Raw genomic sequence first — 23,473 nt, 5'->3', positions numbered from 1 at the left:
CAGTTAGACCTCTTGTAATAGTGATTGTAATCGGTGAATAAAAGAGAAACCCGATAGTGGGTAATAATGCGATTGCAGCTGTTTAACTGGCACGACCCCCATCAGGGAATTAGTTAAGCATAATGCTTGCGCATTAAACAGATCTGCAGGTTTAATTCTGACCTCAGGGATAACTATTCCTGCATTTTTTGCGCATCTGATCACTTCCCGGCGTTTAACCCCGGCCACACCGCAACCATCAATTTTAGGCGTTAACCAATGATTATCTAAGTAGATAAAAAGATTAGCGCTGCAGGCTTCAATCACATCCCCTTGATTATCACAAACGATCCCCTCAAGCGCTTGCTGATTTTCTAATTCATGTTTTATTAAGATTTGCTCTAAGCGGTTTAATGTTTTGATCCCTGCTAATTGTGGGTTAATCGCTAATTTTTGCTCACATAAAATGACTTTAATGCCTTCTGTTTTCCACGCATTGTAAAAATCAGGAAAAGGATAACTGGCAATAATACGTGTCGGAGAGTCACACCCTTGAATACTGTATCCACGTCCGCCGCTGCCACGCGTTAGTGTCACTTTAATCACCGCTTGCGGCTGTGCAGCCAGACTTTGCGCGACAGTGATCACTTCGGTGCACAATAATGCCCAGTCCACAGAGGGGAAAAAAAGACGCTGCGCACCGAGCTGTAAGCGTTGCAAGTGAAACGCCCACAATTGCAATTCGCCCTGTTCAACTTTTATTGTTGAAAATAATCCATCACCATAAGCCAAGCCACGATCAGTGGCTGCAATAACAGTTGATTCTATTCCATTAATTAGCATATCTAATACCAAATCTACTCATTTATACTTGTTAAAACGTATGCTGGCTGTGTTATTTGTTTTCCAATTAGAGCAACGAGTTGTTGCAAAAATGTATTGCTTTCATCCATTTACCCTACGCCTAAACAGATCATTTGATAAGTGAAATGAGTATGATTTTATTTAAGTCATAAAAAACCCGATTATAAAATCGGGTTTTTATTCTAACTTGATTTTATAAAACTAGATACGTTTAAAGATTAATGTACCGTTTGTACCGCCAAAACCAAATGAATTAGACAGTACATATTCGATATTAGCTGGCCGTGCTTTGTTACCCGCCACATAATCTAAATCACAACCTTCGCTTGGATTAACTAAGTTAATCGTCGGTGGAGCAACCTGATCACGTAGTGCTAAGACACTAAAAATAGCTTCAATGGCACCAGCAGCACCTAATAGGTGCCCCGTCATCGATTTAGTCGAACTCATCATTACTTCATTTGCTCTATCACCCCAAAGGCCTTTTACAGCTTGCGTTTCTGCGATATCACCAGTCGGTGTTGAAGTACCATGCGCATTGATATATTGAACATCAGTCGCTGCGATTTTTGCATCCTTAAGCGCATTTTTCATTGATAATGCAGCACCCGCACCGTTTTCTGGTGGCGCGGTCATATGGTAAGCATCTCCGCTCATACCAAAACCGACAAATTCAGCGTAGATTTTTGCTCCACGCGCTTTTGCATGTTCGTACTCTTCCAGCACCACAACACCAGCACCGTCACCTAATACGAAACCATCGCGAGATTCATCCCATGGACGGCTCGCAGTTTGTGGTGAATCATTACGCGTTGACAGTGCGCGTGCTGAAGCAAACCCACCCATACCCAATTGACTCGATGCTTTTTCAGCACCACCAGCGAACATGACATCGGCATCGCCATATTGAATCATGCGAGCTGCCAGTCCTATGCTGTGCGTACCTGTCGTACAGGCTGTTGTTACAGCTATATTCGGACCTTTTAAGCCTTTGTTAATTGATACATGTCCGGAGATCATATTAATAATTGTTGCAGGTACAAAAAATGGGCTGATTTTACGCGGACCGCTTTTTTCGAAATTTTGTACATTTGTTTCGATGGTCGTGATGCCACCAATCCCCGAACCAATGGCAACACCAATACGCTCTGCATTTTCTTCTGTTACCACAAGGCCCGAATCTTGAAATGCCTGCTCTGCGGCGGCAACACCGTATTGGATAAAGGTATCCATTTTACGTGCCTCTTTTTTAGGCATGTAATCTTCAGCATTGAAATTTTTGACTAACCCGGCAAATTTACAAGCAAATTTTTCAGTATCAAAATGCTCAATATTGGAGATCCCGCTTTGTCCTGCTTGTACTGCCTGCCAAGATTGCTCTACTGAATTTCCTACTGGGGATAACATTCCTAAACCAGTGATTACAACTCTACGCTTTGACACTATGACTTCTCCTAAATACGTACTAAATTAGACTAAATAAATATATTTTTATCTGTTTGTATAATGATTTAGTTAGTTTAACTTTTGCCTGTCTATAAATACAAAAGGCGGTCTGAAGACCGCCTTTTGATAGTTAAAATCCATTCTAAAATGAATGATTAACCATTTTTCTGAATGTAATCAATCGCTGATTGAACTGTTGTTATTTTTTCAGCTTCTTCATCAGGGATTTCTGTATCGAATTCTTCTTCAAGCGCCATTACAAGTTCAACTGTATCTAAAGAATCAGCACCTAGATCGTCTACGAAAGAAGCATTATTGACTACTTCGTCTAGTTGAACACCAAGTTGCTCAACGATGATGTTTTTTACGCGTTCTTCGATATTGCTCATTTTTATTTTCCTTTGTGGATACGCTGTTGCGTTAATTAATGGCGGTAGTTTATGCTATCGCGTTTAATATTCAAGTATTCTATCACTGGTTAGACCAGAATTATTTGGATTTTAATCAATAAATGAGTAAATTCCAACTGTTTTCTCTTTTTACTGGCCTAACTTAGACCATATACATACCGCCATTAACGTGAATAGTTTCACCATTAATGTAAGCCGCACCTTCAGATGCTAAAAATACGACCGTCGCAGCTATCTCTTTTGTTGAGCCTAAACGCCCTGCAGGTACAGCAGATAAAGTCGCTGCGCGTTGCTCTGCAGTTAATGCTTGAGTCATATCTGTTTCAATAAAACCCGGTGCCACTGTATTCACTGTGATACCACGACTAGCCACTTCACGCGCAAGTGATTTAGTAAAACCAATCACCCCCGCTTTAGCCGCTGCATAGTTAGCTTGGCCAGCATTGCCCATTGTACCAACAACAGAGCCGATATTAATAATGCGTCCAGCACGTTTTTTCATCATAGGGCGAAGCGCTGCTTTGCTCATTCTAAAAATCGGCGTTAGATTGGTTTCGATGATGTCATTCCACTCATCTTCTTTCATGCGCATTAATAGATTATCGCGTGTAATACCCGCATTATTAACTAATACATCGACAACACCGTATTGTGCTTTGATATCAGCAAAAAGTGTACTAATTGAATCGATTTCTGTTACATTTAGCACAAAACCTTTACCCGCTTCACCAAGATAATCACTGATCGCAGCAGCGCCGGTTTCACTTGTTGCAGTGCCTAAAACGGTGGCTCCTAATGCAGCAAAACTTTCTGCAATTGCGCGGCCAATACCGCGGCTTGCTCCAGTAATTAATACCACTTTATCTTGCATACTCATCATTATTCTCCTTTAACTGCAATTAATGCATTTTCTAAGCTGACACTGTCATTGATAAACTCAGCAGTAAAACTTTTATCGATACGGCGAACTAAACCGCTTAATACTTTACCTGGACCCGCTTCAATTTGTAATGTGATACCGTCAGCGGCCATTTTTTTAATGATCTCAGTCCAACGGACCGGACAAAACAGTTGGCGTACTAGCGCATCTTTGATTTTATCTGCAGCGGTTTCCGCAACCACATCAACATTATTAATCACTGTGATTTCAGGTGTTTTAAATTCTATCTGCTGTAATGCAATCGCTAATTTTTCAGCGGCAGGTTTCATCAATGCACAATGTGAAGGTACACTAACAGGTAGCGGCAAAACACGTTTCGCACCAGCCGCTTTAAGTAAAACACCCGCACGTTCAACGGCTTCTTTATTACCCGCAATCACCACCTGTCCGGGTGAGTTAAAGTTAACTGGCGAAACAACTTGTCCTTCTGCCGCCTCTGTACAACACTGTGCAATTTTATCGTTGTCTAAACCAATAATGGCAGACATAGCGCCCGTTCCTGCGGGAACAGCTTGCTGCATTAACTGACCACGTAGCTCAACCAGTTTTATCGCCGCTTTAAAATCAATCACACCCGCGCACACAAGGGCTGAATATTCACCTAAACTATGACCGGCGATCACAGTCGGTTTTTGGCCGCCTTGCTGCAACCAGACTCGCCAAATAGCCACTGATGCGGCTAATAAAGCGGGCTGTGTTTTGTCCGTTTGGTTTAAAACTTCGCTAGGACCTTGTTGCACAAGCGCCCATAAATCATAATCTAATGCTTCGCTTGCTTCTTTATAAGTGTCTACAACCACAGGAAACGCATCAGCCAGTTCAGCTAACATTGCGACACTTTGCGAGCCTTGCCCAGGAAAAGCAAAAATAAAGTTTGTCATATTTGAAAATTCCTAATATTTATAAATATCTAAATGGGTTACAGCAATTCCGTTAACTAAATTTTCTATTTAGGCGCGAGAAAATGATTGCAAGCAAGTCATTGATTACCGTAATTAGCTGTTCTAATTACAAAATCACTAACAAAAACGCAAATATTATTTGCGTTTAGCTAACAGCCATTTTGACAAGCATAAATATATAGAAAATCATTAGATTTGCTGTTACATACGAATTAACGCACTGCCCCATGTAAATCCGCCACCGAATGCTTCTAATAAAACCAGTTGCCCAGTTTGTATTTTACCACTGCGAATGCCTTCGTCCAAAGCAAGTGGTACAGAACCAGCAGACGTATTACCATGTTTATCAAGTGTTACAATGACTTGATCCATTGATATGCCTAACTTTTTGGCCGTTGCACTAATAATACGTTTATTTGCCTGATGCGGCACTAACCAGTCCAATTCTTCTTTTTCAATATTATTGGCAGCCAGTGTATCAACAACCACTTGGCTTAATTTTTTAACCGCCACTTTAAATACATCATTACCCGCCATGGATAAATAGGAATTATTAATGGTTAATTCATTACCACGTTCAGCATAAGGCAATTTAAGTAACTCACCAAATCGACCATCTGCATTAATATGTGTTGATAAAATCCCTTGCTCTTGTGTTGCACTGACAATCACAGCACCCGCACCATCACCAAAAATGATAATAGTAGAGCGATCCGTTGGATCACAGCTATTTGCTAAACTATCTGCACCAATGACCAGAATATTTTTGGCACTACCTGCTTTAATAAAATTATCAGCAATGCTTAATGCGTAAGTGAAACCCGCACAGGCAGCCGACACATCAAATGCCGGAATATCATAAATACCCAATAAATGTTGCACTTCGCAAGCAGCCGAAGGAAATGCGTTGTGATTACTCGTTGTGGCAACAATAATCAAGTCTAAATCTTGAGCAGTTAAATTCGCAGCTTGCAGTGCTTTAACAGCGGCTTCTTTGCCCATATAAGCAATAGTATCTTGCTTATTAGCAATGCGGCGCTCTTTAATTCCCGTACGCGCAGTGATCCATTCATCGCTGGTATCAACCATTTTTTCTAAATCGGCGTTTGTACGCACTGTTTCGGGTAAATAACTCCCCGTACCTGTAATTTTACTATTCATGTGATAAACAATCTCGCTCTAATAAAACAGCTTCTAACTTTTTTGCTATACCTGCTGGAATCTGCCACTTAATCTCTTTTATTGCTTGCTCGATAGCCGAGGAGAATGCAACTTCATTTGCACTCCCATGACTTTTAACAACAATACCGCGTAACCCAATTAAACTGGCCCCATTATACATATCCGGATGTAAATGTTTTAACTGCTTTTTTAAAAATGGCTTTAATAATTTACCAAGCAGCTTACTATATAGATTTATATTAAATACTTTATCTAACTGCTCTAAAAATACTCGCCCCATACCTTCATAACTTTTTAGCGCAATATTGCCACTAAAACCATCGGTTACAATCACATCCGCTTGGCAATAGAAAAGCTCATTAGCTTCGACAAAACCAATATAATTGATCTGTTTTGTCTGTTTTAACAGATCCGCACAACGTTTAATAACATCGTTGCCTTTATTATTTTCTTTACCTACATTAAGTAGCGCAACTGCAGGCGTTTTTAATTGCTCTACCTTTTCGCAAAGCACACTACCCATAATGGCAAAATTAAACAAAGTATCACTGTCACAGTGCAAATTAGCACCTAAATCAAGTAAGTAGGTATGGCCCGCTTCATTATTCGGTAAGCCCGCGACCAATGCCGGACGAGAAATCCCATTAATCATTTTAAGTGATTTTTTTGCAAGTAACATCAACGCACCTGTATTACCCGAACTCACACAAGCATCCGCTTGTCCTTGCGCAACAAGATCTAAAGCAATATGCATCGATGAGCCTGACGTATGACGCAAAGCATAAATAGGATTATCTTCCATCGAGATGAAATGTTCAGCATGGATAAAACTCAGACGAGGGTGCTCAAGAAGCTTATATTTTTTGAGTAACGGTAACAGTTGAGATTGATTTCCGACTATAAGAAGGAATAATTCAGGATGTAAAAGGAGTGATTTTGCTGCACCTAAAAGAGGAATATGGGGGCCAAGATCGCCCCCCATGACATCAAGCGCAAGGGTTAGTTTACGCAAAGTAATCCTACAATTCGATTACTTTTTTGCCTTTGTAGAAACCATCAGCAGTCATGTGATGACGACGGTGAGTTTCACCAGAAGTAGCATCAACAGTAAGTTGCGCTGGAGCACTTAATGCATCATGTGAACGACGCATGCCGCGTTTTGAAGGAGTCTTACGACTTTTTTGTACTGCCATTTTAAAATTCCTGCTTGTTATTTGCGCTTTAGCTGAGCTAGAGCATCAAATGGGTTGGGACGCTGTTCGTCTTCATCAATTTCACCAAAGGTGATTTCATACTCACTTTGTTGACACTCGTTAATTGCATGTTTTGCAATTTGCGGAAGTACCAATATCAGTTCGTCTTCAACAACCTGATGAAGATTTACCTCTCCATTTTCATCGTAATAAATGGATTCGTAGGCGTCTGGTAAATTATTTTCCTGTTCTTGGTTATGAACGGGACAATACGTAAATTCAGCTTCACACTGATAAAGCATAGGCTCATTGCACCGTTGACAAATCAGCTCTACAGCGACACTTGCTTTACCATGAAATATTCTAAGCTTTTGCTTATCAATATCAAATGAGAAAACTGCGTCGATATCAGAATGAACACTGATTGTTGACTCTGCTAATCTACTCATTAGTTCTTTTGGAATTCGACCTTCAAGTTCCAAACCCTTTTGAGCAGCGCGAACAGGATCAACGCTAACCGGTAGTTTAATCTTTTGCATGGTCGCGAATAATATAGATTGCTGTCGCCATAGTCAAAGGAAAAGGGATATTTTTATTAAGTTATCGCTTTATTATTTCACAGCCCATAAAATAGGCTAATAATTCAATAAACACAGGGCAAATTATGCCACAACAACTTGTTTTAGCCTCCACTTCCCCCTTCAGAAAAGCGCTGCTAGAAAAACTTCATCAGCCCTTTTTAACCGCTAAACCAAACGTCGATGAAACGCCACTTGCGGGTGAAACAGCCATGCTATTAGTTGAACGTTTAGCCATAGGCAAAGCACAAGCTATCTGTCCTACATACCCGAATGCACTGGTGATAGGTTCAGATCAAGTGTGCGTGAATAATGGTGAAATCCTGGGTAAACCGGGTGACTTTGAAAATGCCTTCAAACAATTAAAAGCCGCTAGTGGTAAACGCATTACTTTTTATACGGGATTGGCTTTAGTGAACAGTGAAACAGGAAAAATCCAGTCTCTGGTTGAACCTTACGTAGTACAATTTCGAACATTAAGCGATACAATGATCCGTGCTTACCTTGAAAAAGAGCAGCCTTATAATTGTGCGGGTAGCTTTAAAAGTGAAGGTTATGGCATCGCCTTGTTTGACAGTTTTGAAGGTAAAGATCCCAATAGCTTGGTTGGTCTACCATTAATATCTTTGATTACAATGTTAGAGAATGAGGGTGTTGCGGTAATCTAAACACGTTAATAGCAAACCATAAAAAGCCTTTTTATCAATCCAAATTTTAAAAAGGCTTAGCTGACCGAGTTGTTTCCTTTAGTCCCTCCTCAATTATTAGTTTAAAGACATTTTTTTCTAATAGCCTCGATAAATAGCAGTCAGTAACCGCTATTAAGTTAAATCTGCCACACCAATAAATTCGCCTGTTTTTGTTTAATAGTTATTAGTTTTTTAATGGCAAACTGATCTTTTTTAATGTCCAACACGTAAATCTCTGTAGATAACTTTTTGGAGCAACTATGGATACGTTGGCATTAGATTTAGCACGGTTTCAATTTGCATTTACCGTGGCTTTTCATATTATTTTCCCATCCTTTACCATTGGACTGGCATCCTATTTGGCGGTGTTAGAAGGCCTCTGGCTGAAAACAAACAATGAAAAATATATTCAGCTATATAAATATTGGCTGAAAATATTCGCCGTCAGTTTTGGTATGGGGGTTGTCAGTGGGATTGTACTGAGCTATCAATTTGGCACCAACTGGAGTGTATTCTCAGACAAGACGGGTCCTATTCTTGGGCCACTAATGGGATATGAAATTTTAACAGCCTTCTTTTTAGAAGCAGGATTTCTGGGGGTGATGTTATTTGGTATGCAACGAGTGGGTAAAAAACTACACTTTGCATCTACTTGTGTTGTCGCATTTGGTACTTTTCTGTCGGCTTTTTGGATACTTTCAGTCAACAGTTGGATGCAGACCCCAGCCGGCTATGCTATCAATGAAGTCGGGCAATTTATTCCCGATGATTGGTTCGCGATTATTTTTAACCCTTCGTTTCCCTACCGATTAGTGCACATGTTATTAGCGTCTTATTTAACCACCGCCTTGGTTGTTTCCGCAGTAGGGGCTTATCATTTAATCAAAGCGCCTCACAATCCTTTAGCAAAAACCATGTTTTCCATGGCGCTGTGGATGATCACCATTGTTACCCCGATTCAAATTATTGCCGGAGACCTGCATGGCTTAAACACCCTACAGTATCAACCCGCAAAAGTTGCAGCAATGGAGGGGCATTACCAGTCTCACGATGGTGCCCCACTCATTCTATTTGGTATTCCCGATGACCAAGCAAAAGAGATGAGGTATCAGGTCGCCATCCCGAAGCTTGGCAGCCTTATTTTAACCCATGACCTTAACGGCAGAGTGGAAGGACTTGATGCATTTCCTGAAAGCGATCATCCACCTGTTTCAATCGTATTTTGGAGCTTTAGGGTGATGGTCGGAATTGGCTTTGCTATGTTAATGATTGGTCTCTTCAGCTTATGGTTGCGAAAAAAAGGCAGGCTTTATGATATGCCACTTTTTCATCGGGTTTGCATTGTATTTGGCCCCGCTGGTTTTGTCGCGGTACTCTCAGGCTGGATCACCACTGAAGTTGGCAGACAACCGTTCACCGTTTATGGATTATTAAGGACCGTCGATTCTGCATCGCCAATCGATGCGCTAGCGATCAGTTTCTCGCTAGCTGCCTTTGTGGTTGTTTATCTTTGTGTTTTTGGTGCGGGATTCTTTTATCTTATTCGACTAATGCGTAAGTCCCCTACGCGATATGAAAAGTCTTTAGATCCTCGACTTGCAGACGGTGCCCAAGTACCACCCGCTTCTCACCCTAATCGATTAACTTAGAGGTAACAACATATGGATTACGCATTAATTTGGTACGGGCTGATTGGTTTAGCGGTGTTAATTTATGTTGTTCTCGATGGATTTGATTTGGGGATAGGCATTCTTTTCCCCAAAGCTACAGAGGAGTCAGAACGTGACTTAATGATGAATAGTATTGCGCCTGTTTGGGATGGTAATGAAACTTGGTTGGTACTCGGTGGAGGGGGATTATTTGCGGTATTTCCACTCGCCTATTCCATTGTTATGCCTGCACTTTATGCGCCATTAATGATTATGTTACTGGGGTTAGTGTTAAGAGGTGTTTCATTTGAATACCGATTCAGAACTAAACGCGGAAAATTTATCTGGGATACTTCTTTTTTTGTTGGCTCTCTTGCTGCCGCTGCAATGCAAGGGATCATGCTCGGTGCTATGTTACAAGGTATCGAAATAGAGGGGCGAAGTTATGCCGGTGGTTGGTTTGATTGGTTAACGCCATTCACTTTGTTCTGTGGATTTGCAACCATTTGTGCATACGCACTACTAGGTGCATGTTGGTTGGTTATCAAACTACCCAATGAGTTAGCTGAAAGATACTATGGTGTGGCTAAACGTTGGGGCTTGGCATTAGTTTTTTGTATTGTCATTGTCAGTGCTTGGTTGCCACTCAGTCAGCAAATAGTTTCTCAACGATGGTTCAATCTGCCTAATTCAATACTGTATTTTACGGTGCCCGTGATGGCCGTAATTTGTATCTGGCAGTTGTTTAAATCCTTAAATAATCACCGAGCTGTACGAGCTTATTTATTTGCCATTGGCCTGTTCTTAGTGTCCGCAATCGGATTTTCTGTGAGTACATTTCCATACATTGTTCCTTTTGCAGTCACTTATTCCGATGCAGCCGCGCCGGACAGTAGTTTGAAATTTTTACTTGCCGGTACCGCCTTTTTATTACCAATGGTGATCGCCTATAGCGCCTATGCCTATTGGGTGTTCAGAGGGAAATTAAAACATGAAGAGGGGTATCACTAATGAAACGATTAATTAAACAGTGGGGTTGGATGATTATACTTTGGGGAGGAAGTGTTCTCGCACTGACTATATTTGCATACTTACTTCGTTTTGTTATTAAATAACCTCAGTTCTGGATAATGGAAGCGAAATTAGATTAAATATCAACAAGTTAAAAAACATATTATACAGTGCTGTTAGTTTTGCGTAGTTCAAGGCGAATCATCGCAGCAATAACTGGTTATTGGCAGATGATTTAACGCAGAAATACGCGTAAATAACGGTACTGTATCGTTTAGCTTATCCAGAATTGAGGTTAAATAATGCAGAAGACAGCTAATCGCAGATAGATGGAAGAATAGTCCAGTGAACGTGTTTACTGGATTACTCTCATTGTTAAATCCCAAGGCAATCATTCACCTATTTTTGCAATATGTCTGCTCAATACAATCATAATGTAAATTATCAGCGGATGCTTACCGAAATAAGGCTTCCATTAGCCCGCAAAGAATCTCAGGTTGACATGCATTTTTCGCTAAAAGTCAGCCCTGCCATATAGAGAGAGCTACCGCAAAACCAATAGGGTCACCCATTAGCTTTATAGGTTTAAACCGCATTTGCTAATAAAGCATAATCACTGACGTTTTTTACATCACTCGTTGTTATATATGTCACGGTTAAATCCTTTTATTTGTAAAGTTTTGATAGCAATGAATATTTAGATCGAGTATTTATAGCTGAGCATGAGAGTGAGAAATTAAATAAAGTTTTAGTTTCAAAGAGTTTAAAATCTCTGTATACCATTAGCTTTTTTGAAAAAACAAACTCCTCTCCACTAACTTTATCAACAAGAGATACTTTCTTTTCATTTAAGGAGTAAAGATCATTAGCAATTCACTTGAAGTGACAAGTCAAAGATAAAAATCAGGGAGGTTATTGATGGGAGTTGCAATAAAATAGATAAAACCTAAAACGGCTGGTTCTTGAACTCTCCGATTGGAGATCTGCCTGAAATAGAAGTCAGCGCTAAAACCCACAACGCGCTTAGATGTTTATAAAGAAAATGGGCTAAAGGAGGCTTTTGTAGATTATCCTCTTCAGGCGCCTGAACTGGGCTCTGAATTCACATCTTTCAGTACGGCCGTACTCTTCGCTCTCCTTTCTAGCCCATAGAAACTAATTGCTCATGCAATTTAGAGACTTCATCTCGTAACTGTGCAGCTTTTTCAAATTCAAGATCTTTAGCAAAAGCAAACATCTCTTTTTCTAGTTTTGCTATCTGTTTAAGGACCTCTTGCTCGCTTCTAAAGTGATAATTGGCTTTGTACTCTGCCACTTTATCCAACTTTGAATTACCTTTTTTAAGATTGCGTTGCCCGAGTTGCATCACATCATTAACTTGCTTATTGAGGCCCTGCGGGATGATACCATTGGCTTTATTAAATTGATCTTGCATGATACGACGATCTTCTGTCACTTTTATCGCCTTCTGCATTGAGCCGGTTACCCTAGCGGCATATAAAATGGCTTTACCTTTTAAATGACGCGCAGCGCGCCCCATGGTTTGAATAAGCGATCGCTCTGAGCGTAAAAATCCCTCTTTATCGGCATCGAGTATCGCCACTAGTGACACTTCAGGAATATCTAACCCTTCACGTAATAAGTTGATCCCGATTAACACATCGAAAACACCTAAACGCAGATCACGTATAATTTCAACCCGCTCAACCGTATCAACATCAGAGTGCAAATAGCGCACTTTAATACCATGATCATTAAGATAATCGGTCAGGTCTTCCGCCATTCTTTTCGTTAAGGTGGTCACTAATACACGTTCTTTAAGGGGGACTCTAATATTAATTTCAGACAGCAAATCGTCAACCTGCGTCGCCACTGGTCGTACTTCTATTTCCGGATCAAGTAATCCCGTCGGCCTTATAACTTGGCGGATGACATCCCCTTGAGACTTTTCAATTTCATAATCACTGGGTGTGGCTGATACATAAATAGTTTGCGGCGCAAGTTTCTCAAATTCTTCAAACTTTAAAGGACGATTATCTAATGCAGAGGGTAAACGGAAACCATAATTAACTAAATTTTCTTTACGAGATCGATCGCCTTTATACATAGCCCCGATTTGCGGCACGGTAACATGGCTTTCATCAATAATCAGTAAGCCGTTTTTGGGGAGATAATCAAATAAAGTCGGCGGCGCTTCTCCTGGTCCGCGTCCAGATAAATAGCGTGAATAGTTTTCAATGCCTGAGCAATAACCCAGCTCATTCATCATTTCTATATCGTATAAGGTGCGCTGCGAAATACGCTGCTCTTCCACGAGCTTATTTTCCGCTAAAAACTCTTTTTTACGTTCATTGAGTTCGACTTTAATACTATCAACGGCTTTAAGTATTTGCTCTCGCGGAGTCACATAATGGGTCTTGGGGTAGATAGTCACTCGGGTCAGTTTATCGAGTTGCTGGCCAGTTAAAGGATCAAAGACCGAGATCTTCTCAACTTCATCATCAAAGAGTTCGATGCGTAATGCTTCTTTTTCAGAATCAGCAGGAAAAATATCGATCACTTCACCACGTACCCGAAAAGTCCCACGACTCAGTTCGGTTTCATTGCGGTTATATTGCAGATTAACCAGACGCTGCAAAATGTCACGACTGGAAATGATTTCCCCGATGGTTAGATGCAACATCATCTTTAAATAGGCATCTGGATCGCCCAGGCCATAAATGGCAGAAACAGAAGCAACTAATACCACATCTTCACGTTCTAATAACGCTTTGGTAGCGGACAAACGCATCTGCTCAATATGCGCATTCACTGCCGCATCTTTTTCTATAAAAGAATCTGAGCTGGGTACATAAGCTTCCGGCTGATAATAATCGTAATAGGAAACAAAGTATTCAACGGCGTTATGTGGAAAAAATTCCTTCATTTCACCATAGAGTTGCGCTGCTAAGGTCTTATTTGGTGCAAGAATTAATGTCGGTCGATTTAACTGCGCAATGGCATTAGCCAAGGTAAAGGTTTTACCTGACCCCGTCACACCTAATAGTGTCTGATAGGCCAATCCAGATTCAATCCCTTCCACCAACTTTTCAATCGCTTGAGGTTGATCGCCAGCGGGTAAAAATGCAGATGATAATTGAAACTGTTTTTTCATCATAAACCTCAATACTTATCTATAACCTATTGGAAAATCCAAAGGAATTCGCACTGCCTAGCATCTAAGTTTACCAAACTGTTAGCTATCCACAATCTTATTCTAAACGTGCGGCTTATCCCCCCCCGCTTACCTCAAGATATAAAATGAGCATCCAGAGGTAAGAAGCATATAAGAATTACTGTCAATTGGCTTGCTTACTCTCTATTGATACGCTCTGTCCCCCTAATAGTAAGGCTTTCTTCTATAACAGATGAAGCATCTTTTCTTCTCTATAAAAACAAACTAGGTATAAATAGATAGTTACCCTTTGTATTTTAATCAAATGCACTTTTTAAGTAGTTAGCTTCGAGATAAATGGCCTTTCCCTGTCCTTTTATTATAAAATATAATAAGTATCAATTGGGTGCGTATAAAAACAAGAAGTCTTTTTACTACCAATCAGCATTACCCGACGTTTATATAATAAACGATAAAAATCGCTATTAATTTAGAATTGTCAATAACTTTTCTGAAAATTAAATTTAAATAACTCACATAAAATTGTTGACTTCTAAATAAAAAAAATTTTACAAAAAACAATAGAACAGAAACAACAGAACCCCACTTGACATTGTTAAGTTGTTGTTTTAAAAGACAATTCCGCATTGTTTATTTTTACTGCAATGTGCAACAAAGTAAGTGACAATAAGGCTTGCAGACGGTTTTAATAAAAGTTCCCACAGAGTTATCCACAGAAAAAGTGGATAACCGCGTTAGCGCTAGAGAGCATAGGCGCTACAGTCTATTCACAATAAATTTTGTCATATCGCTCTCAATAAATTTTTTATAAGTTGATCATATTTTATACAAAAAAACAGAAAAACAGATAAATAAGAGCGGTGATACGCAATACACAAATAATCAAGGAAATCAGATCTAAATTAACCATTTATTAGCAACTATTTAACCTTTAATCTTTATAACGCTTACAAAACGTTCATATATGCAGCTTAAATAACAGCGGTTATGGGGAAGCAGTACCGCTATTATCCTGTATCCGGCATTGACTCCGTGAAGTCGCTGGCTATGGTGATACTGAATCGCCTTACAGGATAAAACCCCATCAACACTGTATGATATAAAGCATTAACTTTGATATTAAAGGGAGTTATTATTTATTTCTCTGTAGCTGAAGTGAAATAAAAATACGAATCAAATTTATTTGCTATGATCTCTGCCACTCTCTACCTAAAGGAAAGCAATCATGCTTCATTTAATATTAAAGAATGCTCACAAAACAATGCTCGTGATGAGTGCTATTTTATTAGTCGCTTGCAGCACGCCACCTACAAGTGTGCAACTTCAACCAGAAATATCATTTAAACAAACGGGGGAAATACAGCAAAGCGCGTTAATGTGGAAAATTAGTAGCCAAGATCAACGCATTGCACACTACCTTATTGAAGTCACACGAGGAGATAACGCGGCTAGCCTAATTAATGAATCACAAAGCAGTCGCTTAACGATTGAGAATCTTTTACATGAGCAGTGGGCAGAACAAGGCATCGCATTGCAAGCAACGAGTAAAAATACAATTAATATTCAGCTGATTAAGTTACTAGCAAAAGTAGAGCAAAACAGTCTTACTTACAAAACCGATGCCAATATAGTTATCGAAGTAAAATTAACCGCTGAAAACAAAATATTTAATAAAACATTCAAATCTCATTATGGACAGGAGGGTGTCTTTAGAGTCAGCGAACAAACCGTGACGAAACAATTAAATGATCAGCTATCACAACTCTTAAATGAAATAGTTCAAGATTCAGAACTTAACGCTAAACTGCATCAATTTTAAAATTACACCATTTATAGTTGAGGAATGACCCCCATGAAACAGTTATTATCTTTTTTTCTGCTTTTGATTAGCAGCACAACGTTTGCCGCAAATAATCCAAGCGTTATTATAGACACCTCAAAGGGACAAATCACCGTGGAACTGTTTCCTGATCTGGCACCAAAATCTGTCGCTAACTTTTTAGCTTATGTCCAAAAAGATGGTTTTAAACAGACCATATTTCATCGTGTGATTAATGGATTTATGATCCAAGGTGGAGGGGAGAATGAATCAGGGAAAAAATTTGATAGCTTGACAGCGATCGAAAATGAATCACGAAATGGGTTAAGCAATGAACGCGGTACACTTGCAATGGCAAGAACCTCTTTCCCCCATTCTGCTACTCGACAGTTCTTTATCAATCAAAAAGATAATACATTTTTAGATGCAAAAAATGGCAACTGGGGTTATGCAGTTTTTGGTAAAGTCACCCAAGGCATGACAATTGTAGATAGCATTGCGACCGTTAAAACACGTGGCGCAGATAGACCCGTACAAGCGGTTACCATCAATAGTATTACTTTGCATGGCAGTGAAATAAAATAAACATTCAGATAACGCCAGTGCCATACATTGGCGTTTATCCAACAATCATTTTAAAAACAAGACTAATTACAGGCAACACATTGATTTAATTTACTATTTATACTGATTGCAAAATTAAAAAAAGTTCACTTGCGTTTAGCTAGCAGTCATTTCAACAAGCATAAATAAACAGATAATCAGTCGATTTGGTATTATACAACTACCCTCCCCTTCGCTACTCCTCATCGCATACCTCAGTGATATCACTGTTACAACAAATTAATTAATAAAGTGAGCAAATATTGCGCAGGAGGGAAATTTTCACTAACAAGAGATAAGTTGCAGGAGATAGCTGTTCTCTATTCGCAACATCCCATGGAATGATTTTGAATGGTTTTAGCTGACCCAAGGAGATGAATAACAGGATGTTCAACATCAAACTTATGACGTAAGTAGCATCTATTTCTAACAATTTAGAGCGATCAGCTTTTTATTTTAATACGTTTGCACGGGAGAGGAGCGCATAAGTGCATTCACTAGTTAAGTACTTTTGCTACTTAACCCAGTGATATATTTTTTGATGAAAACATAACCTAGCGTAATAAAACGACTAGGGTATGTAGTTTACTTGTGCTTCGGTAATGCGACATTCACTTCTAATACGGACATGTCATCTTCCGCTTTATCACTGAACTCACACTTTACATCATCGCTAGAAATATCCATATATTTACGAATAACAGCAACAATCTCTTGCTGCATTTCAGCTAAATAGGAAGGTCTTGCCGCAAATGAATGCTCGTGTGCAACAATAATCTGCAAACGATCTTTGGCAAGCCTTGCGCTACCTTTTTTGGGTTTTTCCTGTCTAAAATATTTTAATAGTCCCATCTTAACCTCCAAATATTCGGCTTAAAAAACCTTTCTTCCGATAGGTAACAAAACGAAACTCTCGATCAATACCCAACAAACGGTCTACAGCATCTTGATATGCTTTTCCTGCATCACAATCTTGATTCAAAATAACGGGCTCACCTAAGTTAGATGCATTTAATACATCTTGAGATTCAGGTATCACCCCCAACAGCTCGATGCCTAATAGATCATCGATATCTTCAATACTTAACATTTCTTCTTTTTCAACACGCTCAGGACAATAGCGGGTGATCAAAAGATGCACTCGGATTGGACTAAGTTGTAACTCTGCGCGGTGAGATTTGCTTGATAACATCCCCGTAATCCGGTCTGAATCGCGCACAGATGAAACTTCGGGATTGGTTGTTACTATCGCCTCGTCTGCATAATAGAGCGCCATCATTGCGCCTTGTTCTATACCGGCAGGTGAATCACAAATGATATACTCAAAACCATCCGCTTTTAAATCCGCGATGACTTTCTCAACACCGACTTTAGTCAGCGCTTCTTTATCTCTAGTTTGCGAAGCAGGTAAAATAAACAGAGTACTTATGCGCTTATCTTTTACTAACGCTTGCTGCAGGTTGGCTTCACCGTTAATCACATTAATTAAATCATAAACAACACGCCGTTCACAGCCCATAATCAAATCGAGATTACGCAAACCGATATCAAAATCGATAATAACTGTTTTTGCACCACTCATTGCAAGGCCACAACCAATTGCGGCACTGCTTGTTGTTTTGCCAACACCGCCTTTACCTGATGTTACGACAATTACTTTTGCCATCATTATTCCTTAACATAATTAAACCCGACTTAAATTGGATAATACAATCTGTTCGTCTTGTAGTGAAACAATACAGCCCTTTCCTACAAAATCAGCAGCTAAATCATCGCTTAGTTTATAAACTCCTGCAATAGATACCAGCTCAGAGCTTAGAGATTGGCAGAAGATACAGGCACTTTTTTCTCCCATCGCCCCCGCCAATGCTTTACCACGTAACGCACCATAAATATGGATATTACCATCAGCAATCACTTCAGCGCCCGCACCAACATCCCCATTGATAACGAGATCACACTCTTTGGCATAGATCTGTTGACCCGATCTGACCCGGCCAGTATGAATTTTGGTTTTAACCTCAACGGGAACAAAAGCACGCCGTTCTACTTCTACCGTCTTATTTGCAGAATCAATTTCAACTTTATTTCGCGCAACAACGCGTTTTGAACTTTTTAATATGGCAATTTTTTGTGCCTTAATTTGTTCTTTTTGTAAGTCAGACAAATCACCGGTAATGCCCAGCAAAATAAATCCTTGATCGTTCACTCTCTGTTTTAATTGCAAATAATCTAAATTTAGCGTTTCACTTTCTACCTTAACAACAACAGGCGCATCACTAAAAAAGTCAGGTGCCATCATCCGTTTTTTATTGAGCTCCTCCGAAAGAAGAGAGAGCTCATCACTATCAATATTGACCACCAACAAGGTGAAATTCAACGATTTCAATGTCATAATCATCCTATCTTTTTAAATTTTAATTAATTGATTTAAAAATCAGTGATTTTCTATCAAAATTAAACCTATATGCATGTTATAGTTTGCTATCACAATAGGCAAGCAAAGGGCTGCATTAGTATTATGTTATGTGCTGTATATAAAAGTATTCGCAAATCACAGACGTATCTTTTTATCGCTAAAAGAGATGATTTTTCGCCTGTTCCTGATGCACTACTAGTACAATTTGGTCCACCGCAGCTAGTTTCTTTATTAAATATTAAAGAGGATACAAAACTCGCGCTTATCGAGGCTAAAAATGTACTTTCAGCCATAACCAATGAGGGCTATTATTTACAGCTCCCCCCCCCTCCCATTGATCACTTAAAAGAGCATAAGAAGTGGCAAGAAAGGCAAAAAAGGAAACCGTTATGAGAGCATCTAAAGAAGCGTCTATCCCTAACCTATTTAAAAGAAATGGTTTGCTGATTTTAGCAAGCCTGGCACTGGCACATTCAGCCCTTGCTGATGAGTCACAAAAAATACCTTTTAACGAATATGTTAACAATATAAAAATAGAAGCCAAGGCTAAAGGAATAGATGCAGCAGTTGTTGATAGTGCATTTAGCAACGTTGAATTTTTACAACGCAGTGTCAAGTCCGATAAAGCACAACCTGAATTTAAATTAACATTAGATACCTATATCCCGCGCGCAGTGCCTGACTGGAAAATTGAGCAAGCACGCGATGCCTATAAAAAGCATTACCACCTATTGCATCAAATTGGTAAAGAATACGGTGTTCAACCACGTTTTATTGTTGCGCTTTGGGGCATAGAAACTAATTTCGGTAAACTCACTGGCCGCCATAATGTTATTTCATCGTTAACGACCATGGCATATGACGGCCGGCGTGAAGCGCTGTTTAAGAAGCAGTTATTTGCAGCATTAACTATTTTACAAGAAGGCCATATTAAACAAGACGATTTTATCGGTTCATGGGCAGGTGCAATGGGGCAGGTTCAGTTTATGCCAACCTCATACCTTAAATACGCAGTTGATTATGATGGTGATGGCAAAAAAGATATCTGGAATAACTATGCAGACGTTTTTGCTTCTGCCGCTAATTATTTAAAAACAGAAGGTTGGGACTATGACGAAACATGGGGCCGCCAAGTCTTATTACCCGATGATTTTGATAGTCAACTCGCCGGTTTTAAGCAACAAAAAACACTGCAGCAGTGGCAAGATTTAGGGGTGCGTCGTTTTGACGGTTCGGCGCTACCAAAGGTCGATATTAATGCATCCGTTGTGATCCCCGATGATGCTAGCGGTCGTGTCTACCTTGCGTATAATAACTACCAAGTATTGATGCATTGGAATCGTTCATATTATTTCGCCACAGCAGTCAGTTACCTGTCTGAGCGAATCAATCATCCGCGTATCAACGCACCAACAGAATAGGGTAATATGGCTAATTTTTGGGAAGAAAAAACGCTCTCGCAAATGGACAATAAAGAGTGGGAATCACTTTGTGATGGCTGTGGGAAATGTTGCTTAAACAAGATAATTGATGATGACACCGAGGCGTTACATTTTACTAATGTCGCTTGTCACTTACTGCATACTAAATCATGCAGGTGTAAAAAATATGACCAACGCTTCAAATTGGTCAAAGATTGTGTCAAAGTTTCTTTAGACGATATCGACCAATTCCACTGGTTGCCAGCAAGTTGTGCATACCGTTTGTTGGTTGAAGGGAAACCTTTGCCTGTATGGCACCCGTTAATCACAGGCAGCCAATCAGCGATGCATAAAGGCGGATTCTCAATTCGCGGTAAAACAATTTCAGAAACAGCAATAAATCTCGACAATTTAGAAGATTACATTGCCATTTGGCCAGCAGAGTAGTCACTTGGGTCGCTAAATGAACAGTCAAAAGGAATAAAGATGAGCGAAATTACTATCTACCATAATCCACGCTGCTCAAAAAGTCGTGAGACTTTAGCCCTGCTTGAAACTAAAAGTGACAGTGTGGTTGTCATTAACTATATAACAACACCGCCGAGTGTTGAAAAACTGCAGCAAATAGTTGCCTTATTAGGTTTTGGCAGTGCGCGTCAATTAATGCGCACTAAAGAAGAAATCTACAAAACCCTCGCCCTGGAAAATGAAAATGATGAAGCAGTGCTGTTGAAAATGATGGTTGAAAACCCCAAGCTGATTGAACGTCCGATAGTGGTCAGCAATGGGAAAGCGGCTATTGGTCGCCCCCCTGAAACGGTGCTTGTTATTATTTGATCAAGGAAGAGTCAGTATTATGACTCTTCTTTCTATACTGGTTTATATGAAAAGTAGAGTTATATGAAAACCGTCCACTATCAGTTGCTGGCAAAATCAGGTTATTTTGGATTGATATTTTTGATCCCTATCTGGCATTTATGGCTATCACCTGCCTCATTCGATATTAACCCGTGGTTCGTCACCAGTATTTGGTTTATTCCACTTTTATTTCCATTAAAAGGAATTCTGCAGAGCAATCCATATACTTATGCATGGAGTGGATTTTTAGCGTTGTTTTATTTAATGCATAGCATCGTTATTTTATTCAGTTCAGAAAGTGAAACCGCCCTAGCAACGGTTGAATTAGTGTTTACGCTTTTATTTCTAACCGGAGGAATTGGCTTTGCCAAGTATAGAGGAAGAGAGTTGGGATTAAGTATTCGTAAGAAGAAAAGTGAGTAAATAACAAGAGCTAATTAAAGCTCTAATACCTCTTTTACAAATGGTATCGTTAATTTACGTTTTGCAACAAGTGAGGCGTTATCTAAGCGATCCAAGGTTTTTAACAACGTATCCATATCCCGAGATAAACGATTTAATAGAAAGCGACCAACATCTACCGGTAACTTCATCCCTTTGAGCTCTGCTCGTAATTGCAATGCACCAAGTTTTTCTTCATCATTGAGAGATGCTAAATGGTAACAAGCTCCCCACTCAAATCGCGAAACCAGGTCATCAAGTTTTATGCCTAACAGCTTAGGAAGATCACTTGCACAGAGCACTAAGCTTGCGCCTGGCAAACGATTGCTTTTATTATCTAACCAACGATTATAAAAGTCGAACAGAGCTTTTTCCCAGATTTCATCACCCGCAATAGCATCTATATTATCAATACAGACAAGGGTAACGGTTTCCATATTTTCGAAAATATCTAAACTCATCCCCTGATAATGATCCAAGGGAATATAAGCAACGCTTTCCCCTCGTTCATCTACTTCAGAACACAAAGCATGCAACAAGTGTGAGCGACCACTACCAGCTTCACCCCACATATATAATACGGGCTCACCTAGGCCGACAACACTATTTTTCAATTGGGTCAGTAAACTAGCATTTTGTCCTGGATAAAAACTGGCAAAGGTTTCATCATCTGGAAATTTGAGTGCTAATAATGGGTATTGAAAGCGCAATTCATCCTGTGGCATGGGGCTCCTTAATTAGCGCCAGTCAAAGTGAAATTCGTCACTTTGAGACAGATCGGCTTGTAAATTGGGCTGTGCAAATAGTCCATTTTTAAAACTCGCCAACCCACCATTAATTTTAATATTGACAGTAACTTGGCTACCATCTGCTTCAGCGATTTCAAATGAAGCAATTGCCAATAAGCTAGATAGTACTTTATTAAGCTCTGTTAACTGCACTAAGGAGTTAATACCGCTAACATAAATAGTCTGCGAAAAATTTTCAGTTTGATTTTCTAAAATAGCATATTGGCTCGCATAATAATCAGCCGTATCACCGACCATTGCAGAAAGTAGTATCGTTTTGCTGCCCTTAGCATTCTTAGAAAACAATACTTCAGTTTGCTTACTAAGGGAATTATATTTAACCAACTCCCAAGCGAGAGACCATATATCTGCATTAGTTTGTTTTAAATTAGCAATCACGAAATGATTGGCTCCATAACGCTGAGAGGCGGTTGCTATTGGTCCATAAAAGCGACCTGAAATGTCTGATAAAGATAAAGCTAAATTATCTTCTAAATCCATTATTGGAAATTGCAATGCAATCCCCCGGCTGCGCTGTTCTTCTTGAAGTACCGAAGATAATTCAGAATCCGTGCTGAAGTTAACCATATTGTCAGAAAGAAGTTGTCGATCACTGCCACTATCTTCAATTAACCACACCAGAGTCGTTGGCCTTGTATCGCCCCAAATCGGCTGTTGCATAGATTGTAATGCTTCATTAATTTTTCGACTATCAAATACGGCCATAAAATAACGATCATTTTGAAAAACATGGTAACCATATTGAGACAATAGACTGTTTGTTTGATTAAGTAGATCCGTACCAACAAGATCTGCAATTTTCACATTTCCAGAGACTTTAACTAGCACTTGTTTCAATGCCAACTCTTTTAACTCACTTTCGCTTTGTTTCTCGGCAATAATATTGCCCTGATAAGGATTATCGAACTGCGCCGCAAAAAGCAAACTGCTAAATGAAAAAAACAAGATAAATAAACTACGTGCGAAGAAAACCAATGACATTAATTTAACTACCTATTTGCAACAATAAAATTAGATCATAAGCAGATCTAATTCTATTGCAAGATGATAATGACAATTAAGTTGCTAAACCCATCAAATTGAGC

General features: G+C 39.5%; 26 protein-coding genes. 11 read left to right on the top strand and 15 right to left on the bottom strand.

Annotated elements, in window-relative coordinates:
- Nucleotides 1–3: 3 nt before the first annotated feature.
- From pabC to yceD, 9 genes are all read right to left on the bottom strand, one after another.
- Nucleotides 4–822 carry an aminodeoxychorismate lyase gene (gene pabC / locus KSO91_RS01650; protein ID WP_238740688.1) on the bottom strand — a complete coding sequence of 273 codons (819 nt, stop codon included), beginning with the start codon at nt 820–822 and terminating at the stop codon, nt 4–6.
- A 222-nt stretch (nt 823–1,044) separates the two neighbouring features.
- Nucleotides 1,045–2,286: a beta-ketoacyl-ACP synthase II gene (gene fabF / locus KSO91_RS01645; protein ID WP_238740686.1), complete on the bottom strand. Its 1,242-nt coding sequence runs from the start codon at nt 2,284–2,286 to the stop codon at nt 1,045–1,047.
- A gap of 158 nt (nt 2,287–2,444) precedes the next feature.
- Nucleotides 2,445–2,678 (bottom strand): acyl carrier protein, encoded by a 234-nt coding sequence (acpP, locus tag KSO91_RS01640; RefSeq protein ID WP_238740684.1) that lies wholly within the window; start codon nt 2,676–2,678, stop codon nt 2,445–2,447.
- Nucleotides 2,679–2,841: 163 nt separating this feature from the next.
- A complete protein-coding gene (gene fabG / locus KSO91_RS01635; RefSeq protein ID WP_238740813.1) occupies nt 2,842–3,576 on the bottom strand; it encodes a 3-oxoacyl-ACP reductase FabG in 735 nt (244 codons plus the stop codon).
- Between the two features lie 2 nt (nt 3,577–3,578).
- On the bottom strand, nt 3,579–4,520 hold the full coding sequence (fabD, locus tag KSO91_RS01630; RefSeq protein ID WP_238740682.1) for an ACP S-malonyltransferase: 942 nt from the start codon (nt 4,518–4,520) through the stop codon (nt 3,579–3,581).
- 222 nt (nt 4,521–4,742) lie between these two features.
- Nucleotides 4,743–5,702, bottom strand: a complete 960-nt coding sequence (locus KSO91_RS01625; protein WP_238740680.1) for a beta-ketoacyl-ACP synthase III — start codon at nt 5,700–5,702, stop codon at nt 4,743–4,745.
- Complete coding sequence (gene plsX, locus KSO91_RS01620; protein WP_238740678.1) at nt 5,695–6,735, bottom strand: phosphate acyltransferase PlsX; 1,041 nt, start codon at nt 6,733–6,735, stop codon at nt 5,695–5,697. The genes KSO91_RS01625 and plsX overlap by 8 nt, the downstream gene beginning before the upstream one ends.
- Nucleotides 6,736–6,742: 7 nt before the next feature.
- Nucleotides 6,743–6,916: a 50S ribosomal protein L32 gene (rpmF, locus tag KSO91_RS01615; RefSeq protein WP_238740676.1), complete on the bottom strand. Its 174-nt coding sequence runs from the start codon at nt 6,914–6,916 to the stop codon at nt 6,743–6,745.
- A gap of 17 nt (nt 6,917–6,933) precedes the next feature.
- Nucleotides 6,934–7,455, bottom strand: coding sequence for a 23S rRNA accumulation protein YceD (gene yceD / locus KSO91_RS01610; RefSeq protein WP_238740673.1), 522 nt, complete (start codon nt 7,453–7,455; stop codon nt 6,934–6,936).
- Between the two features lie 125 nt (nt 7,456–7,580).
- On the opposite strand from yceD, the gene KSO91_RS01605 reads away from it, so the two are divergent.
- The 4 genes from KSO91_RS01605 to KSO91_RS17830 all read left to right on the top strand — a co-directional run bounded on the left by KSO91_RS01605 (nt 7,581) and on the right by KSO91_RS17830 (nt 10,947).
- Nucleotides 7,581–8,162, top strand: coding sequence for a Maf family protein (locus KSO91_RS01605; protein ID WP_238740671.1), 582 nt, complete (start codon nt 7,581–7,583; stop codon nt 8,160–8,162).
- Between the two features lie 281 nt (nt 8,163–8,443).
- Nucleotides 8,444–9,832, top strand: coding sequence for a cytochrome ubiquinol oxidase subunit I (locus KSO91_RS01600; RefSeq protein ID WP_238740669.1), 1,389 nt, complete (start codon nt 8,444–8,446; stop codon nt 9,830–9,832).
- 12 nt (nt 9,833–9,844) lie between these two features.
- Entirely contained in the window at nt 9,845–10,843 is a 999-nt protein-coding gene (gene cydB, locus KSO91_RS01595) for a cytochrome d ubiquinol oxidase subunit II (RefSeq protein ID WP_238740667.1), read from the top strand.
- Nucleotides 10,843–10,947 (top strand): DUF2474 family protein, encoded by a 105-nt coding sequence (locus KSO91_RS17830; RefSeq protein ID WP_415225463.1) that lies wholly within the window; start codon nt 10,843–10,845, stop codon nt 10,945–10,947. Before cydB ends, KSO91_RS17830 begins: the two co-directional genes overlap by 1 nt.
- A gap of 1,037 nt (nt 10,948–11,984) precedes the next feature.
- Here KSO91_RS17830 and uvrB read toward each other — a convergent pair.
- The gene (gene uvrB / locus KSO91_RS01590) at nt 11,985–14,000 is read right to left on the bottom strand and encodes an excinuclease ABC subunit UvrB (RefSeq protein WP_275113877.1); all 2,016 of its coding nucleotides are present in this window, start codon (nt 13,998–14,000) and stop codon (nt 11,985–11,987) included.
- A 1,243-nt stretch (nt 14,001–15,243) separates the two neighbouring features.
- Here uvrB and KSO91_RS01585 point away from each other — a divergent pair.
- Together KSO91_RS01585 and KSO91_RS01580 are read left to right on the top strand one after the other, a co-directional pair.
- Complete coding sequence (locus tag KSO91_RS01585; RefSeq protein ID WP_238740665.1) at nt 15,244–15,837, top strand: YajG family lipoprotein; 594 nt, start codon at nt 15,244–15,246, stop codon at nt 15,835–15,837.
- 33 nt (nt 15,838–15,870) lie between these two features.
- Nucleotides 15,871–16,422 (top strand): peptidylprolyl isomerase, encoded by a 552-nt coding sequence (locus KSO91_RS01580; RefSeq protein WP_238740663.1) that lies wholly within the window; start codon nt 15,871–15,873, stop codon nt 16,420–16,422.
- 603 nt (nt 16,423–17,025) lie between these two features.
- Here KSO91_RS01580 and minE read toward each other — a convergent pair.
- The 3 genes from minE to minC are packed head-to-tail and all read right to left on the bottom strand — an operon-like array spanning nt 17,026 to nt 18,835.
- Nucleotides 17,026–17,292, bottom strand: coding sequence for a cell division topological specificity factor MinE (gene minE, locus KSO91_RS01575; protein ID WP_238740661.1), 267 nt, complete (start codon nt 17,290–17,292; stop codon nt 17,026–17,028).
- 1 nt (nt 17,293) lies between these two features.
- Nucleotides 17,294–18,106 (bottom strand): septum site-determining protein MinD, encoded by an 813-nt coding sequence (gene minD, locus KSO91_RS01570; protein ID WP_238740809.1) that lies wholly within the window; start codon nt 18,104–18,106, stop codon nt 17,294–17,296.
- A gap of 18 nt (nt 18,107–18,124) precedes the next feature.
- Nucleotides 18,125–18,835 carry a septum site-determining protein MinC gene (gene minC / locus KSO91_RS01565; protein WP_238740659.1) on the bottom strand — a complete coding sequence of 237 codons (711 nt, stop codon included), beginning with the start codon at nt 18,833–18,835 and terminating at the stop codon, nt 18,125–18,127.
- A 126-nt stretch (nt 18,836–18,961) separates the two neighbouring features.
- On the opposite strand from minC, the gene KSO91_RS01560 reads away from it, so the two are divergent.
- The 5 genes from KSO91_RS01560 to KSO91_RS01540 all read left to right on the top strand — a co-directional run bounded on the left by KSO91_RS01560 (nt 18,962) and on the right by KSO91_RS01540 (nt 21,561).
- Nucleotides 18,962–19,252 (top strand): YcgL domain-containing protein, encoded by a 291-nt coding sequence (locus tag KSO91_RS01560; protein ID WP_238740657.1) that lies wholly within the window; start codon nt 18,962–18,964, stop codon nt 19,250–19,252.
- Nucleotides 19,249–20,280 (top strand): lytic murein transglycosylase, encoded by a 1,032-nt coding sequence (locus tag KSO91_RS01555; protein WP_238740655.1) that lies wholly within the window; start codon nt 19,249–19,251, stop codon nt 20,278–20,280. Before KSO91_RS01560 ends, KSO91_RS01555 begins: the two co-directional genes overlap by 4 nt.
- 6 nt (nt 20,281–20,286) lie before the next feature.
- On the top strand, nt 20,287–20,727 hold the full coding sequence (locus KSO91_RS01550) for a YcgN family cysteine cluster protein (protein ID WP_238740653.1): 441 nt from the start codon (nt 20,287–20,289) through the stop codon (nt 20,725–20,727).
- A 39-nt stretch (nt 20,728–20,766) separates the two neighbouring features.
- Nucleotides 20,767–21,117: an arsenate reductase (glutaredoxin) gene (arsC, locus tag KSO91_RS01545; protein WP_238740651.1), complete on the top strand. Its 351-nt coding sequence runs from the start codon at nt 20,767–20,769 to the stop codon at nt 21,115–21,117.
- Nucleotides 21,118–21,180: 63 nt separating this feature from the next.
- Nucleotides 21,181–21,561 (top strand): DUF2069 domain-containing protein, encoded by a 381-nt coding sequence (locus KSO91_RS01540; protein WP_238740649.1) that lies wholly within the window; start codon nt 21,181–21,183, stop codon nt 21,559–21,561.
- A 14-nt stretch (nt 21,562–21,575) separates the two neighbouring features.
- On the opposite strand, the gene hda is transcribed toward KSO91_RS01540, so the two are convergent.
- Nucleotides 21,576–22,304, bottom strand: coding sequence for a DnaA inactivator Hda (gene hda, locus KSO91_RS01535; protein ID WP_238740647.1), 729 nt, complete (start codon nt 22,302–22,304; stop codon nt 21,576–21,578).
- Nucleotides 22,305–22,316: 12 nt separating this feature from the next.
- Complete coding sequence (locus tag KSO91_RS01530) at nt 22,317–23,369, bottom strand: DUF2066 domain-containing protein (protein ID WP_238740645.1); 1,053 nt, start codon at nt 23,367–23,369, stop codon at nt 22,317–22,319.
- Nucleotides 23,370–23,473: the final 104 nt, after the last annotated feature.

Source organism: Psychromonas antarctica, assembly GCF_022267535.1.
GTDB lineage: Bacteria > Pseudomonadota > Gammaproteobacteria > Enterobacterales > Psychromonadaceae > Psychromonas > Psychromonas antarctica.
This window is presented reverse-complemented; position numbering and strand designations above follow the sequence as displayed.

Excerpts from the sequence above, each read along its gene's own strand:
- pabC (WP_238740688.1), bottom strand. The coding sequence starts at position 822 with ATGCTAATTAATGGAATAGAATCAACTGTTATTGCAGCCACTGATCGT.
- acpP (WP_238740684.1), bottom strand. The coding sequence starts at position 2,678 with ATGAGCAATATCGAAGAACGCGTAAAAAACATCATCGTTGAGCAACTT.
- fabG (WP_238740813.1), bottom strand. The coding sequence starts at position 3,576 with ATGAGTATGCAAGATAAAGTGGTATTAATTACTGGAGCAAGCCGCGGT.
- fabD (WP_238740682.1), bottom strand. The coding sequence starts at position 4,520 with ATGACAAACTTTATTTTTGCTTTTCCTGGGCAAGGCTCGCAAAGTGTC.
- KSO91_RS01625 (WP_238740680.1), bottom strand. The coding sequence starts at position 5,702 with ATGAATAGTAAAATTACAGGTACGGGGAGTTATTTACCCGAAACAGTG.
- rpmF (WP_238740676.1), bottom strand. The coding sequence starts at position 6,916 with ATGGCAGTACAAAAAAGTCGTAAGACTCCTTCAAAACGCGGCATGCGT.
- yceD (WP_238740673.1), bottom strand. The coding sequence starts at position 7,455 with ATGCAAAAGATTAAACTACCGGTTAGCGTTGATCCTGTTCGCGCTGCT.
- KSO91_RS01605 (WP_238740671.1), top strand. The coding sequence starts at position 7,581 with ATGCCACAACAACTTGTTTTAGCCTCCACTTCCCCCTTCAGAAAAGCG.
- KSO91_RS01600 (WP_238740669.1), top strand. The coding sequence starts at position 8,444 with ATGGATACGTTGGCATTAGATTTAGCACGGTTTCAATTTGCATTTACC.
- cydB (WP_238740667.1), top strand. The coding sequence starts at position 9,845 with ATGGATTACGCATTAATTTGGTACGGGCTGATTGGTTTAGCGGTGTTA.
- KSO91_RS17830 (WP_415225463.1), top strand. The coding sequence starts at position 10,843 with ATGAAACGATTAATTAAACAGTGGGGTTGGATGATTATACTTTGGGGA.
- uvrB (WP_275113877.1), bottom strand. The coding sequence starts at position 14,000 with ATGATGAAAAAACAGTTTCAATTATCATCTGCATTTTTACCCGCTGGC.
- KSO91_RS01585 (WP_238740665.1), top strand. The coding sequence starts at position 15,244 with ATGCTTCATTTAATATTAAAGAATGCTCACAAAACAATGCTCGTGATG.
- KSO91_RS01580 (WP_238740663.1), top strand. The coding sequence starts at position 15,871 with ATGAAACAGTTATTATCTTTTTTTCTGCTTTTGATTAGCAGCACAACG.
- minE (WP_238740661.1), bottom strand. The coding sequence starts at position 17,292 with ATGGGACTATTAAAATATTTTAGACAGGAAAAACCCAAAAAAGGTAGC.
- minD (WP_238740809.1), bottom strand. The coding sequence starts at position 18,106 with ATGGCAAAAGTAATTGTCGTAACATCAGGTAAAGGCGGTGTTGGCAAA.
- minC (WP_238740659.1), bottom strand. The coding sequence starts at position 18,835 with ATGACATTGAAATCGTTGAATTTCACCTTGTTGGTGGTCAATATTGAT.
- KSO91_RS01560 (WP_238740657.1), top strand. The coding sequence starts at position 18,962 with ATGTTATGTGCTGTATATAAAAGTATTCGCAAATCACAGACGTATCTT.
- KSO91_RS01555 (WP_238740655.1), top strand. The coding sequence starts at position 19,249 with ATGAGAGCATCTAAAGAAGCGTCTATCCCTAACCTATTTAAAAGAAAT.
- KSO91_RS01550 (WP_238740653.1), top strand. The coding sequence starts at position 20,287 with ATGGCTAATTTTTGGGAAGAAAAAACGCTCTCGCAAATGGACAATAAA.
- arsC (WP_238740651.1), top strand. The coding sequence starts at position 20,767 with ATGAGCGAAATTACTATCTACCATAATCCACGCTGCTCAAAAAGTCGT.
- KSO91_RS01540 (WP_238740649.1), top strand. The coding sequence starts at position 21,181 with ATGAAAACCGTCCACTATCAGTTGCTGGCAAAATCAGGTTATTTTGGA.
- hda (WP_238740647.1), bottom strand. The coding sequence starts at position 22,304 with ATGCCACAGGATGAATTGCGCTTTCAATACCCATTATTAGCACTCAAA.
- KSO91_RS01530 (WP_238740645.1), bottom strand. The coding sequence starts at position 23,369 with ATGTCATTGGTTTTCTTCGCACGTAGTTTATTTATCTTGTTTTTTTCA.